The sequence below is a fragment of the Arthrobacter sp. NPDC093128 genome, assembly GCF_040683875.1.
Classification (GTDB): Bacteria; Actinomycetota; Actinomycetes; order Actinomycetales; family Micrococcaceae; genus Arthrobacter.
On sequence record NZ_JBFBEY010000019.1, the window covers coordinates 54,692 to 67,771 of the forward strand.

General features: G+C 66.6%; 12 protein-coding genes. 10 read left to right on the plus strand and 2 right to left on the minus strand.

Annotated elements, in window-relative coordinates; genetic code table 11:
* Nucleotides 1-21: 21 nt before the first annotated feature.
* Nucleotides 22-1,305 carry an MFS transporter gene (locus AB0N24_RS20530; protein ID WP_364128311.1) on the minus strand — a complete coding sequence of 428 codons (1,284 nt, stop codon included), beginning with the start codon at nucleotides 1,303-1,305 and terminating at the stop codon, nucleotides 22-24.
* 650 nt (nucleotides 1,306-1,955) lie between these two features.
* Between AB0N24_RS20530 and AB0N24_RS20535 the strand changes: the two genes are divergently transcribed.
* The 4 genes from AB0N24_RS20535 to AB0N24_RS20550 all read left to right on the plus strand — a co-directional run bounded on the left by AB0N24_RS20535 (nucleotide 1,956) and on the right by AB0N24_RS20550 (nucleotide 5,830).
* Nucleotides 1,956-2,987 (plus strand): LacI family DNA-binding transcriptional regulator, encoded by a 1,032-nt coding sequence (locus AB0N24_RS20535; protein WP_364128314.1) that lies wholly within the window; start codon nucleotides 1,956-1,958, stop codon nucleotides 2,985-2,987.
* A gap of 98 nt (nucleotides 2,988-3,085) precedes the next feature.
* Nucleotides 3,086-4,087 (plus strand): VOC family protein, encoded by a 1,002-nt coding sequence (locus AB0N24_RS20540; RefSeq protein ID WP_364128317.1) that lies wholly within the window; start codon nucleotides 3,086-3,088, stop codon nucleotides 4,085-4,087.
* A gap of 29 nt (nucleotides 4,088-4,116) precedes the next feature.
* Nucleotides 4,117-4,659: a carboxymuconolactone decarboxylase family protein gene (locus tag AB0N24_RS20545; protein WP_364128319.1), complete on the plus strand. Its 543-nt coding sequence runs from the start codon at nucleotides 4,117-4,119 to the stop codon at nucleotides 4,657-4,659.
* Nucleotides 4,660-4,720: 61 nt separating this feature from the next.
* Entirely contained in the window at nucleotides 4,721-5,830 is a 1,110-nt protein-coding gene (locus AB0N24_RS20550; RefSeq protein ID WP_364128322.1) for an alcohol dehydrogenase catalytic domain-containing protein, read from the plus strand.
* A 78-nt stretch (nucleotides 5,831-5,908) separates the two neighbouring features.
* Here AB0N24_RS20550 and AB0N24_RS20555 read toward each other — a convergent pair whose 3' ends face one another.
* Nucleotides 5,909-6,439, minus strand: a complete 531-nt coding sequence (locus AB0N24_RS20555) for a cupin domain-containing protein (protein WP_364128325.1) — start codon at nucleotides 6,437-6,439, stop codon at nucleotides 5,909-5,911.
* Nucleotides 6,440-6,625: 186 nt separating this feature from the next.
* Here AB0N24_RS20555 and AB0N24_RS20560 point away from each other — a divergent pair, with 186 nt between their 5' ends.
* The 6 genes from AB0N24_RS20560 to AB0N24_RS20585 all read left to right on the plus strand — a co-directional run bounded on the left by AB0N24_RS20560 (nucleotide 6,626) and on the right by AB0N24_RS20585 (nucleotide 12,979).
* Nucleotides 6,626-7,708, plus strand: coding sequence for a fumarylacetoacetate hydrolase family protein (locus tag AB0N24_RS20560; RefSeq protein ID WP_364128328.1), 1,083 nt, complete (start codon nucleotides 6,626-6,628; stop codon nucleotides 7,706-7,708).
* Nucleotides 7,705-8,694, plus strand: a complete 990-nt coding sequence (locus AB0N24_RS20565) for a C-terminal binding protein (RefSeq protein WP_364128331.1) — start codon at nucleotides 7,705-7,707, stop codon at nucleotides 8,692-8,694. Before AB0N24_RS20560 ends, AB0N24_RS20565 begins: the two co-directional genes overlap by 4 nt.
* Complete coding sequence (gene eno / locus AB0N24_RS20570) at nucleotides 8,691-9,992, plus strand: phosphopyruvate hydratase (protein ID WP_364128334.1); 1,302 nt, start codon at nucleotides 8,691-8,693, stop codon at nucleotides 9,990-9,992. The genes AB0N24_RS20565 and eno overlap by 4 nt, the downstream gene beginning before the upstream one ends.
* Nucleotides 9,993-10,045: 53 nt before the next feature.
* A complete protein-coding gene (locus tag AB0N24_RS20575; RefSeq protein ID WP_364128337.1) occupies nucleotides 10,046-11,035 on the plus strand; it encodes an aminoglycoside phosphotransferase family protein in 990 nt (329 codons plus the stop codon).
* On the plus strand, nucleotides 11,032-11,970 hold the full coding sequence (locus tag AB0N24_RS20580; RefSeq protein WP_364128340.1) for a fumarylacetoacetate hydrolase family protein: 939 nt from the start codon (nucleotides 11,032-11,034) through the stop codon (nucleotides 11,968-11,970). Before AB0N24_RS20575 ends, AB0N24_RS20580 begins: the two co-directional genes overlap by 4 nt.
* Before the next feature lie 70 nt (nucleotides 11,971-12,040).
* The gene (locus tag AB0N24_RS20585) at nucleotides 12,041-12,979 is read left to right on the plus strand and encodes a zinc-binding alcohol dehydrogenase family protein (protein WP_364128343.1); all 939 of its coding nucleotides are present in this window, start codon (nucleotides 12,041-12,043) and stop codon (nucleotides 12,977-12,979) included.
* Nucleotides 12,980-13,080 lie beyond the last annotated feature (101 nt).

Consider the following 13,080-nt stretch of genomic DNA (forward strand, 5'->3'; position numbering starts at 1 on the left):
CCGTGATGATCATCGAGGCGATCAGTGAGTGGCCGCGCGGGCCGCGTTGTTGAACAGTTTGGGCTGCACGATCAGCATGATCGCGGCAGCCACCAACGGCAGCACCGTGACCTGCAGCAGGCCGGCTCCCTGCCAGCCGAGCTTCGGCACCAGCGCCGCGAACAGCAGCCCCGAGAAGGCGGCCGACCCGTAGTAGCAGGTGACGAACAGACCGGCGGCTCGCCCCACCTGGTGTGGACGTACCGCCCGCTGGATCGCGCTGTTGGTGTTGGGGAAGAAGACGCCGGTACCGAACACGCCCATCAAGCAGGCGAAGACGCACTGCCAGGCGAACGATGCCTGTACCTGGTAGATCAGCACCCCGATCACCGCCATCACGATCAAGGAAACGATCAGCAGGATCCTCTGGTTGAGTCGGTCGCCGATCCAGCCGCCGAAGAGCCCGGCCAGGCCTCCTAAGCCCACGAAGCTGAGCGCCAGCGCGGACTGACTGGTGGACACGCCCAGCTGAGTTACAAGGAAAGTCGGGTACAGTCCCAGGAACCCGTAAAGAGCGAGGGCACCGCAGCCGGACGCGGCGGCGATCGCCAAGGAGTTGCGGTTGTAAGCCTTCGCCGGCATGTAGTCGTAGGAACCCTCGACGCTGGACATGCTGATCGCCCGTTCCGTGAACTTGCGGCTGACGAAGAACGCTACCGTCAACGCCACAAGCTGGCCAAGAAGCCCGAAGATGACGAAAGGGGCGCGCCAGGATCCGAACTGGGCGGCAAACATGACACCCAGCGGCGGGCCGAAGATCGCACCTACACCAAACGCGAAGCCCAAGACCCCCAACGCCAGACCACGACGATAGTGGAAGAAGGCGCCAACAGCCGCGAACAGTGCGGCGGCCTGCATCCCTTCACCAAATCCCGAGACGATCCGGTAAAGGGCCATATCACCCCACGACGAGGCCAGCGGGGTAGCCAGCGTGCCCAGGGAGTAGACCACGATGCTGACCACCAGGACCGTCTTGCGCGAGAAACGCTCGACAAGGAACCCGGCGGGGATGCCTGCGACCGCCATCCCGAGTGTGAAGATTGTAGCCATGAGTCCACCGGCCTGCAGGCTGAACCCGTACTCAGTACTGATCGAGGGCAGCAGGGGCGCGAAGACCTGCCGGTCCATGGCGTTGAGCGTGAACGAGAAGGCCAGCAGTCCCAGGGATACGGCAGCAACGGCCTTTGAAGGCATGCCCTCAGGGTTGTTACTAACACGGGACGGAGCCGGGCTGGCCGGAACCGAGTCCATGGAGATGACGTCCATGGGCTCAGGGTACGTGGGTACGGCGGGCCCAACGGTGGGACCAGCTGCCGCGGGGGCTTGGCCCGCACTGGAAGGGGTCGATTGGGACATCGTTGTCTCCTAGTCGAGAGGGGTTGGGGTTCTCATGTGGATTTGACCGGTGCGCAGTGGACGGACACGAAGTGCGGCAGGCTGCCGGTCCCGGTAACCCCTGGAAGTCACCTTCCTGGTTCACGGGCGGACACACCTGGTGCGCAGCCGCTTGACAGTTTTCGGGCTGTCCTTCCTCCTGACGCAAGTCTGCTAGCGGATCATCGCGTGCGGAGGAATGTGCAACTGGTGCTAACGATAGCACAGCCCTGATGCGGGTCAAGAGAAGGATCCATTTCGTCGCGGACGGCCCACTGCCTCACATCAATACACTGGGAGGTTGTATGGTTGCTTCACATGTAAACCACCGCGGCGCGACATGGCCGCCGTTGTTCTAGATCCACAAACGTCGGGATATCAGGACCATGCCTGGGCGCCGAAGTATGCGACCTTGACACGCGTCCCGCCCACTCGTCGTCGCGCGCGCCGTCCGTGCGCGACGAAAACATCGGCCTTGACTCCGGCTACGCTCGTGCTATCGTTAGCATGAGTCATACGCCGCGACTGCGCCAGGAGGAACGATGGTCACGACCAAGGATATTGCTGTACATCTGCAGCTGTCGGTCTCCACCGTCGGTCGAGCGCTCGCCGATGACACCCGCATCAGTGAGCAGACCAAGGCCCGCGTCCGCCAAGCTGCTTCCGAGCTGGGCTACGTGGGCAACCACGCGGCCAGGATGATGCGCGGCGCCCCAAGCAACGTCGTAGGGTTGGTCATCCCCGATATACGGAACAGCTTCTACTACACCATCGCCCACGAACTGTCCGCGATCATGGCCGGCGAAGACTACCAGCTGATGCTGGCCGAGACGTTCGACGATCGCCTCATCGAACGACGCCACCTGCGCGAGCTGTCCGCCAGCCGCGCGGCGGGCGTGGTGATCGCCCCTACTCCGAGCCCACACAATGACTCGGTCAACCTGTTGCGGGGCATGCCGCACGTCCAGTTGCTGCGCAGGCACCCGCCACTCGGAGCCCAGTGGTTCGGCCTCGACGAACACCGGGCGCTGAAAGATGCCACGACGCACCTGCTGGATCTCGGCCATACCCGGATCGCCTATATCGGCGCACAGGCCGACCTCCCCACCGGGCGGGATCGACTCGAGGGCTACCGGCACGCCCTGCACGACCAGGGCATCTCGCAGCGCTCCGACCTGGTCGAACTGGGCCCACCGGCCCAGCCCGAGCACGCTCGAGCGGCGGTGCGTCGGCTGCTGGATCTGCCGAGCCCGCCGACCGCAGTCGTCCTGGGGTCCGTCCTGCACACCGTCGGCGTGCTGGACGGCCTGCTCGAGATGGGCGTCGACGTCCCCGGCGAGCTGTCCATCGTCGGATTCGGCGATCAAAGCGGGTTCTCCTGGTGGGGGCCTGGCCTCACCACCATCAGCCTCCCCATCGGCGACGTGGCCACTTCCTGCGGGCTCTGGTTCATCCGCCAACTCAACAACCCGCCAGCCGGCAACGACCCATATGAGTCGGTGTCGGCGGGGTGGCTCGTCCGCCGCGGCAGCACTGCTGCACCCGCGGCGGCGGCGCGCGAACGCTCTGCCTAAAACCGCACCACCCAACAAAAGATATCCGCATGCGTGCGTACCAAAAAACAACAAATGCTAACGATAGCACCAACCTTTACCCCATTGGAGATGGAAGCATGTTGCCCCCAGTCGATTTACGCCCGCCGTTCAACATCAGCCGAACCAGCCACCTGCGACTGAACGTTGCCGACCTGGCCGAGAGCCGCGACTTCTACACCAAGGTCCTCGGCCTGGTGGTGAGCGAGGAGAACGACTCCACGGTCTACCTGCGCGGCCTGGCCGAGGCCTGTCACCACAGCCTCGTGCTGGAGAAGAGCCGTGACGGTGGCACCGCCCGCAGGATCGGATTCCGGGTCTTCTTCGAGGAGGACCTGGACGAGGCCTACCGGTACTTCCGCGACCGCGACCTCCCCGCCGAGTGGGTGGAGATGCCTCACCAGGGCCGCACGCTACACGTCTCCGACCCGGTCGGGACGCCGCTGGAGCTGTGCGCGACCATGGAAACCCGCCCCCGGCTGCACATTAACTTCGAGCAGTACCAGGGCGCCCACGCCCAGCGGCTGGACCACTTCCAGCTGCTCACACCCGACGTCTATGAGTTGTGCGCGTTCTACAGCGCCCTGGGGTTCCGCAACTCGGAGTACCTGGAACACGGCGACCAGCTGATCGGCGCCTTCATGTACCGCAAGGGGACCTGCCTGGACTTGGCCATGGTGACCGGAGACGGTCCAAGCCTGCACCATTTCGCCTACACCGTCTCCGAGAGCCATGACATCTTCACTGCCTGTGACTTCGCCGGCATCCTGGGCTACGGCGACGGGGTCGAGCGCGGTCCGGGCCGGCACGGGCCGGGCGGCATGCTCTTCGCCTACCTTCGCGATCCGGACGGCCACCGCGTCGAGGTCTTCAACAGCCACTACCAGACCATCGACATCGAGATCGAGCCGGTTCGCTGGGACGCAGCAGCGGTCAGCACCAACGCTCGCTGGGGCCTGCCGGCCCTCGAACAGTGGTACTTCGAGGCCTCTGCGTTCGACAATGTCGCGCTGAAGTCCCCGGCCGTTCCTCCTGCCCCGATGACACTGGAGAAGTTCCTGGCCAGCCAGCAGCCCCGCTAACCCCCAACCCGACTGGAGTATTACACATCATGTCCCGAGTTCCCTCCCTGTCCCGCGACGACGCCGCTTCAATTGACCAGCAGCCGCTGTGGAACCGTCTCGAGGCCGAGCGTAAAGTGCCGACCGCCAACATCTTCCGTGCACTGGCGAACGCCCCTGTGCTGCTCGACGCGTTCTTGTCCTACGCCAACGCCATGCGTGACAGCTCACTGCTGAGCCCGAAGCTGCGGGAGCTGGCGATCCTGTCGGTCGGCCACGCCACCGGCTCGGAGTACGAGATCGCCCACCACCAGTCCCACGGCCGCAAGGCCGGGCTCACCGTCGAGCAACTGGCTGCAGTAGCGGACGATGAAAGCACGGGGCTGTTCAACGATGCCGAACGTGCCGTGATGGCCCTTGCACGTGAGTCGACCACCAAGGTGCATGTTTCCGAGGCCATTTGGGCGGCCGCGGCCGAGCACCTCGACGACCAGCAGATGGTGGAGCTCACGCTGACCATCGCCTGGTACAACTCAGGCGTACGGATCATGGGCCTACTCCACATCGACCTCGAGGACACCTACCGCAAGTAGTTCCTCACAGACCCCTCCCCCACAATGACAACCAATTTCTTTCCTTAGAAGGAGCCCGTCAATGGCGACGATGCGCGCTGCCAGACTGCACAAGATCGGCGAACCAATGTCGATCGACACCATCGAAGTACCCAAGCCCCGACCCACAGACGTACTGGTCAGGGTCAAGGCCGTCGGCATCGTGCCGAACATGGCCAACGTGATCAACAACTGGCCCATCTGGTTCCCCCACCAGCCCATCCCTGCCTTCCCTGCGATCTTCGGGCTTGATCCCGCCGGCGTAGTGGAGGAGGTGGGAGAGTCAGTCATCAACGTCAAGCCCGGTGACCGGGTGTACGTGAGCCCGCTGCGTTCCTGCGGCAGCTGCTACGCCTGTTCAGGGGGTACCCCGAGCCGCTGCCGCTACTACACCCTCAACGGGTACTTCAGCACCTCACGCGACGGCCAGCGGATCTTTGACCTCTACCCCTATGGCGGGTTCAGCGAGTTCATGACCGCGCCGCAGCAGGCGCTGGTCAAGGTCCCCGACAACCTCCCGTTCGAACTGGCCGCGCGTTTTGGCTATGTCGGTACCGCCTACGGAGCGCTTCGCCTGGCCGGCGCCGGACCGGGCACCGTGGGCCTAATAGACGGCATCACCGGCACCCTGGGCGTGGCCTCGACTGTGCTCTGCTTGAGCATGGGGGTGGCCAAGATCTTAGGCACCGGCCGCAGCAAGGAGCTACTCGAGCGGGTGAAGGCACTGGCACCGGGCAGGATCGAGGTCATGACCCTCGGCGAGCAGTCGTCCGGGGAATGGGCCAAGGCCCAGACGCGAGGCGACGGCGCCCACTTCGTCGTCAGCGCCCTCGGGGCCCGAGCTGACGCGGCCACTATGGTTGACTCCATGCGAGGGGTCCGGCGCGGCGGCAAGGTGGTCAACGTCGGCGGGGTTGCGGACGAGGTCCCGGTCGACATGAAGTGGCTGATGGACGAGCAGGTCCAGATCATCGGCTCGAACTGGTTCACCGCGGCCCAGGGGCAGGAGATGGCCGACATGATCGAAACCGGAACCCTCGACCTCACCTACCTGGAGACCGAGGCCTACCCGTTGGCAGACGTCAACACCGCAATCAACGGAAGACTGAAGGACCCGCGCGGCGGCTTCAGCAACTACGTCGTCATTCCCTGACGAAACGGTCGGGCCGGTCGTCCACTGCATGGACCACGGGCCGTCGTCCGGGGCGCGTAGTCGCGCCCCGGACAGCACTCAGGCGCTGGCGCCGGTGAGCACGAACGCCACCGTAGCCGGCGCCTGCGTCTTATTCCGCCAGGCATGCCGCGTGGCGAGCTGCACAACGGTGTCACCCGGCATCAGCCGCACCTGCGCGCCGTCGTCCAGTTCGAGCCACACCTCCCCTTCCAGCACCACCCCGTAGTCGACGCTGCGGGTGCGGTGCATTCCGTCCGGCTCGAACACTTCCGCCAGATCCGGTGCGTAGGTGGCCAGCTCCTGACCCGCTGCGGTCGGATCGAAATCCGGGCTCATCACCACTGATTCAGGCGCGTAACGCACGATCACGAAGCTCGCACCGCCAGGGCCGGGGACCACCGGGCCGTGATTGTCGGTCGGCTCTGCTTCGGGTGTCACGCTGGACGGCACCCCGGGGGTGAACCATACCCGGATCTGAGCCTGTCCGGGCATGGTCTGGAACTCGTGGCTGTGGGGCACCACTCCGTCGGAGACGAACACCGACTTCCCGGCCCCGTCCGTGCCGGTGACCACTCTGCGCACTGTCATTTGGTTCCTCTCATCGAACTATTGCGATCGTTAGCACTATCTCCCGCCCGACACTCCCTGTCAATGGGCCCTATTAGGTCCCCTCGAGAGGCTCCAAGGCATTCAGGACGTGGCTCGGACCGCGACTCATAGATAAACGGATCACTGGGGGTGACGCTCCTAAAGCCCTGTGCTATCGTTAGCACTATGCCCGAAGATAAAGACCAACACCCCGACTTTGCCCCTACCGGCGTCGTGCTGGCCCAGGCAGGTTTGCCGGGCGAAACGCCGGCTGTCTGGCTGGTCCACCGGGACCGCGCGCTCCCCCTGGAAAAGTGGGCGGACCAGTGGCCGTGCGCAAGGTTCGCCTCGGTCACCGATCTGGTCCAACAATGGGCCACCCATCACGCCGAGCTTCGACGGTTGACCGAGCTGCCCCAGACCGTGCTGGCGATCGCTGAGACTGGCCTTCCGGTCGCCTCGCTGAGGCTGGAGGCTCCGCTACGGCCAGCACAGCTGTTCTGCACCATCGGCAACTACAGGCGGCAGGTCATCGAGGCCGCCGTCGACGCCCGTGACCCGGCCGACGCCGACCGCCTGCGCGCCGCCACCGCGCTGGCGCTGATGCAGCGACGCCGTGACGGCGCCCCCTACGTCTGCCTAACCAGCGTTGACCGGGTCGGCACCCCTAACGGTGACCTGGTTCTGGATCCGGACGTGGACACCTTGGACTGGGAGGTCGAGATCGGTGCCGTCATTGGAGGGTCCGGCTCGAGGCTGACGGCGTCCGAGGCCCACGGCGTCATCGCCGGCTATTGCGTGGTCAATGACCTGACGATCCGCTCCCGCGTCTTCCGGCCGGACCTCCCCGGTCTGGGCAGCGACTGGCTGCAGTGCAAGGGCCTGCGGGGATCCCTCCCGCTCGGACCCTGGTTCGTACCCGCCTGGCAAGTCCCCGGCCCCTCGGCCCTCCGGCTGCGGCTGTCGCTCAACGGCACGATCATGCAAGACGACACTGCCGAAGACATGGTATTCAGCATTCCTGAACAGCTTTCGTACCTGTCCCAGCACAGTCGGCTTCGCCCCGGCGACCTGCTTTGCACCGGTTCCCCCGCCGGATTCGGCATCCACCACGGCCGCTTTTTACGCGCCGGAGACACCGTCAAGGCTTCGGTGGCGGGGCTCGGCGAGCAGATCACCCGCTGCGTTGACCACACCTTTTATCCAAACAATTACGACCCAAACCCGGCCGCTCCAGGCCGGACCACGACGAAGGAGCACGCGCTATGACCCAGCAGCAGACAGTCCTGCTGACCGACCGGGCCTGGCCTGACGACAGCATCGAACGAGGCATCATCGAAGATGCCGGCTTCGGTCTCGTCGCAGGCCCGGCCGACCCCGCGCCGGTTGACATCATCGACGCCCTGATCGCTGAACACCAACCTGCCGCCATCCTCACCTGCTGGGCAACCGTGTCCGCCGGAGCAATCGCGTCCTCGGACCCGCTGCGGGTCGTCGCCCGGATGGGGGTGGGCCTGGACAACATCGCCGTGTCGGCCGCCACCGAACGCGGCGTGCAGGTCACGAACGTCCCGGACTACTGCGTCGAAGAGGTCTCCGATCACGCCGTCGGGCTGGCCCTGGCCTGGACCCGCGGACTGGCCGCCGCCGACCGCGAGGTCCGAGCCGGCAAATGGAATCCTGCCGGGGCACGGCCGCGGCGCCTGTCCACCCTCACCTGCGGTGTCATCGGATATGGCCGGATTGGCAGGGCGACTGCAGCCAAGCTGCGGGCGCTGGGGGCCCGAGTCGTGATCAGCGACCCGCATCCTCCGGCCGACACCGGCGGCATCGAGGTGATGCCCCTCGACGGCCTCCTCGCCGCCAGCGATGTTGTCGTCCTGCACGCACCCCTGATCCCGCAGACCCATCACCTGATCAGCGAACGTGAGCTGGCGCTGCTTCCGCAGGGCGCATTTGTGATCAACGTCAGCCGCGGCGGACTGATCGACACCGCCGCCCTGATCGCCTCACTGCAAACCGGGCATCTCGGCGGAGCAGGCTTGGACGTCCTGGAGGAGGAGCCCACGGTTCCCGCGGAGTTGCTGGCCCACCCCGGGGTGATCGTCACCCCCCACATCGCCTTCGCCTCCGACTCGTCGGTCATTGACCTGCGCCGCAGCGCCGCCGAGGAAGTCGTCCGCGTCCTGCGCGGAGAAGCTGCCCACTACCCCTGCAACACCCCGTCCCCCCTAGCCACTGGAGTGTCATCTTGAGCATCATCCGCACCGTCCACGGCCGCCAGATCTTCGACTCCCGCGGGCGCCCCACCGTCGAGGTCGACATCGTCCTCGAGACCGGCGCCGTAGCCCGCGCCTCCGTACCCTCCGGAGCCTCCACCGGCACCCACGAGGCCCACGAGCTGCGCGACGGCGACGAGTCAGTGTTCGACGGCCTCGGTGTCAGCGCCGCCGTCGAGCACGTAAACGGCGAGATCGCTGCCGCACTTCGCGGCCAGGACGTGGAAGACCAGCGGGCCATCGACGACCGGCTCCGTGACCTTGACGGGACCCCCACACTGTCGCGGCTAGGCGCCAACGCCATCCTGGGCACCTCGCTGGCAGTCTGCCGCGCCTCCGCCGTTGCCAGCGGGCAACTGCTGTATCGACGGATCGCCCAGCTCGCCGGCGTCGACGAGCCGGTGCTGCCGATGCCGATGGTCAACATCCTTTCCGGCGGCCTTCACGCCGGCCGCGGCATGGACGTCCAGGACTTCCTGGCCGTGCCGGTCTCGGCAACCTCCGCGCTCGAAGCGATCCAGCTCACGTCCCGCGTCCGAGCCGCTGCCGCCACCCTCTGCGCCGAACGGGGGCTGCCCACCCTGCTGGCCGACGAGGGCGGACTGAGCCCGGGCTGCCGTACTGGCGACGAGGCCCTGGAGCTCATCACCCAATCCATCGAGGTTGCCGGACTGCGGCCCGGCACCGATATCGCCATCGCCATCGACGTCGCGGCCACCTCCCTGTACGACCGCGACGCGGGTGACTACCGCCTGCGCCGGCAGGAACAGCATCTCAGCACCGCCGAGATGATAGATGTGATTTCGTCCTGGGTGGACCGCTTCGCGATTGTCTCGATCGAGGACCCGCTGGACGAGGATGACTGGACCGGCTGGCAGACGCTGACCAAGCGCCTAGGTCAACGGGTCAGGTTGATCGGCGACGATCTGTTCACCACCAACAGCCAACGGCTCGCCGAGGGCATCGCCCGTGGCGTCGCCAACGGGGTTCTAGTCAAGGTCAACCAGAACGGCACGCTGACCGGCACACTCGACGTGGTCGCCGAGGCACGCGCCGCTGGCTACATCCCGGTGGTGTCGGCCCGATCCGGGGAGACCGAGGACGACTTCCTGGCCGACCTCGCTGTCGGGACCGCGGCCGGGCAGATCAAGATCGGGTCCGTACGGAACTCCGAACGGCTGGCCAAATACAACCAGCTGGTACGCATCGCCGAGGACTCCACCCTGGGCTTCAGCCGTCTGCCCGCGCTGGCCCCGTCCGCGGCTGTCCGATGAGCGGCGCCGAGCCCCAGGCGCGGGTGGAGGAGTTCCTGCGCCGGCACGGGCTGATGCAGCCGGCGGAGGCGGCGATACTGACACCCCTGACCGGTGGCGTGAGCTCGGACCTGTGGCAGGTGCGCCTGCCCGGCCGCACCCTGTGCGTGAAGGGAGCGTTGGCCAGGCTGAAGGTCGCCTACGAGTGGCTCGCGCCCATCTCCCGCAACCGGGTCGAGTACGCGTGGCTGCAGTTCGCCGGCACCGTAGCTCCCACGCAGGTCCCCCAGGTGCTCGCCTATGACGAGCAGGCCGGACTGTTCGCGATGCAATTCCTTCCGCCCGAGGAGTACCCGGTCTGGAAGGACCAGCTCCTCGACGGCAAGGTCGACCCGTCCGCTGCGCGCGCCGTCGGCGACCTGGTCGGCCGGCTGCATGCTGCGAGCGCCAAGGACCCTTCCGCCGCGCGAACGTTCGCCACCGACGAGAACTTCGACGCCCTACGCATCGAGCCATACTTCCGGGTCACCGCCCGTGCAAACCCCGACCTGGCTGACCGGATCGACGGGCTCGCCGCGGTGACCGCCGGCACGCATCTAGCGGTGGTGCACGGCGACGTCAGCCCTAAGAACATCCTCCTCGGTCCGGACGGCCCGGTGCTGCTCGACGCCGAGTGCGGCTGGTTCGGTGACCCTGCGTTCGATCTCGCCTTCTGCCTGAACCACCTGCTGCTCAAGACGATCATCCTGCCCGACCACACCGCGCAGCTGCACCGCTCAGCCCGCCTGCTGCTGGACGGCTACGCCCGACACATCGACTGGGAACCGGCCGCGGACCTGATGGGCCGCGTCGCGGCTCTCCTGCCGCTGCTCGCCCTGGCCCGGGTCGACGGAGCCTCCCCGGTGGAGTACCTGACACCCCCGCAACGCGGGCAGGTGCGAGACCTCGCCCGGGCCCTGCTCTCCCGGCCCGCCTCGACCGTCGACTCGATCGTCGACGACTGGATGCTGACAGTCCGCGGAGCCACAGCCGCCACGACGCAGGTTAGGGAGCCAACCCCGTGACTTTCTCCCTGTCCACCGTCCGCATCGAGGGAACACCCACCCCGGTGCTCCGGCTCCCTGACGGCCGCCTCTACAGGCTCACCGACCTCGCCCCCGAGATATTCGCCGCCGATCCGGCCGCCGGGCTGATGGCAGTCTTCGCCAACTGGGAGACCGCCGAGCCCCTGCTGCTCGCCGCCGTCGACGCCCTCCCGGACAGTCCCGTCGATCCGATCGCCGAGCCGGCCCACCGCGAGGACTGGCTCACCCCGCTGCAGTACCCGAACAAGGTCATCTGCACGGGCGCCAATTTCTACGACCACGTCGTCAACGACGGTGGTCACACGGGCTTCTCGAAAGAGGACAACATCCCGGTCTTCTTCCTCAAACCGCCCACTACCACGCTCGTCGGCCAGGGCCGGTCCGTCCGGTACCCCACCCAGACCGAGAAGTTCGACTACGAGCTTGAGCTGGCGTTTGTCATTGGCCGACGCGGCCGTCACATCCCGTTGGATAGGGCTCGTGAGCACATCGCCGGCTACACGATCGCGTTGGACCTGTCGGCCCGCGACTGGCAGCGCCATCCCAAGCACCTCGTCAAGTTCGACCTGTTCGGCGGCAAGGTCTTCGACGACAGCTGTCCGCTCGGTCCGGGTATCGTGCCGGCCCGTTTCATCGACGACACCAACCTGCAGCTGCAGTTTTGGCTCAATGGCGAGCTGCGACAGAACGCCAATAGCTCCGACCTGATCTGGCCGGTGCCTGAGCTGGTCTCACGGATCAGCGAGCACGTGACCCTCGAACCGGGCGACGTCGTGCTCACCGGCACCCCTGCCGGGGTCGGGCTCAGCACGGGGACCTGGATGCACGTCGGCGACCAGCTCAAAGGTCAGATCAGCGGCCTCGGATCAATCAGCGTGCAGATCATCCCCGCCGACCCCAACCAGCCGACCTGATCCTCCCCCGCCCGCACACGTCGCCCGGTGCGGACCCGTTCAGCCCCCACACCAGACACGAAGGAACACCATGAAAGCAGCCGTTCTGACCCAGCCCGGAACCACGCCCGTTTACGCAGATTTTTCCGACCCCCAGCCCGGCAGCGGCCACGTCGTCGTCGACGTCACCGCGGCCGGTGTCCACCACCTCGACCTGGCCAAGGCATCCGGTGCTTACGGCGACCCGGGCACTCTGCCGTACGTGGTCGGGGCCGACGGCGTAGGCCTAACCTCAGCCGGCCGCCGGGTCTTCTTCACCTCACCAGTGTCGCCTCACGGTTCCTGGGCCGAGCGCACGCTCGTCGCCGAACAGGACCTGCTCGACCTCGCGGACGGCATCGAGGACGTCACCGCAGCCGCGCTCGGAAACACCGGGCTGGCCGCCTGGCTCGCCCTCACCTGGCGGGCGGACCTGCAGCCCGGCCAGAACGTGTTGGTGCTCGGCGCGACCGGTGCGCTCGGGTCAATCGCTGTCCAGCTGGCCAAGTCCCTCGGCGCGGCCACGGTGGTCGCTGCCGACCGGGACCCCGACCGGCTGGCCCTCTCCAGCGAGCGCGGCGCCGATGCCACCGTGACGATCACACCGGACACGGACCTTGTGGGCGCCTTCCGCGACGTCGCCGGCGAGCACGGCTTCGACGTAATCATCGACCCTGTCTGGGGCGACCCCGCCTTGGCGGCCATGCACGTCGCAGCCCGGGGCGCCCGTCACGTCCAGATCGGCCAATCCGCCGCGGCAACCATCCAGCTGCCCGCCAGCATCGTCCGCGGAGCCCGGCTGGAGATCCTCGGGTTCGCCCACGTCGACCCGCCTGTCCAGGTCCGCCGTGAGGCCTACCTGAAACTGACCGAGCTTGCAGCCACCGGCTCCTTGACCGTCGACACAATGACGCTCCCGCTCGCCGACTGCCAACGGGCTTGGGAGCTGCAACAGCAGGGCGCACCTAGCAAGCTCGTCCTAACCCCCTAACCCGAACCAATGCCTAACGCATATCCGACCGCCCTAGTTCGGTCTGAGGTCGAAGCCAATGGGTCCCCAGCACCCGTGCAGAGGGAGCAACAACCGCCGGA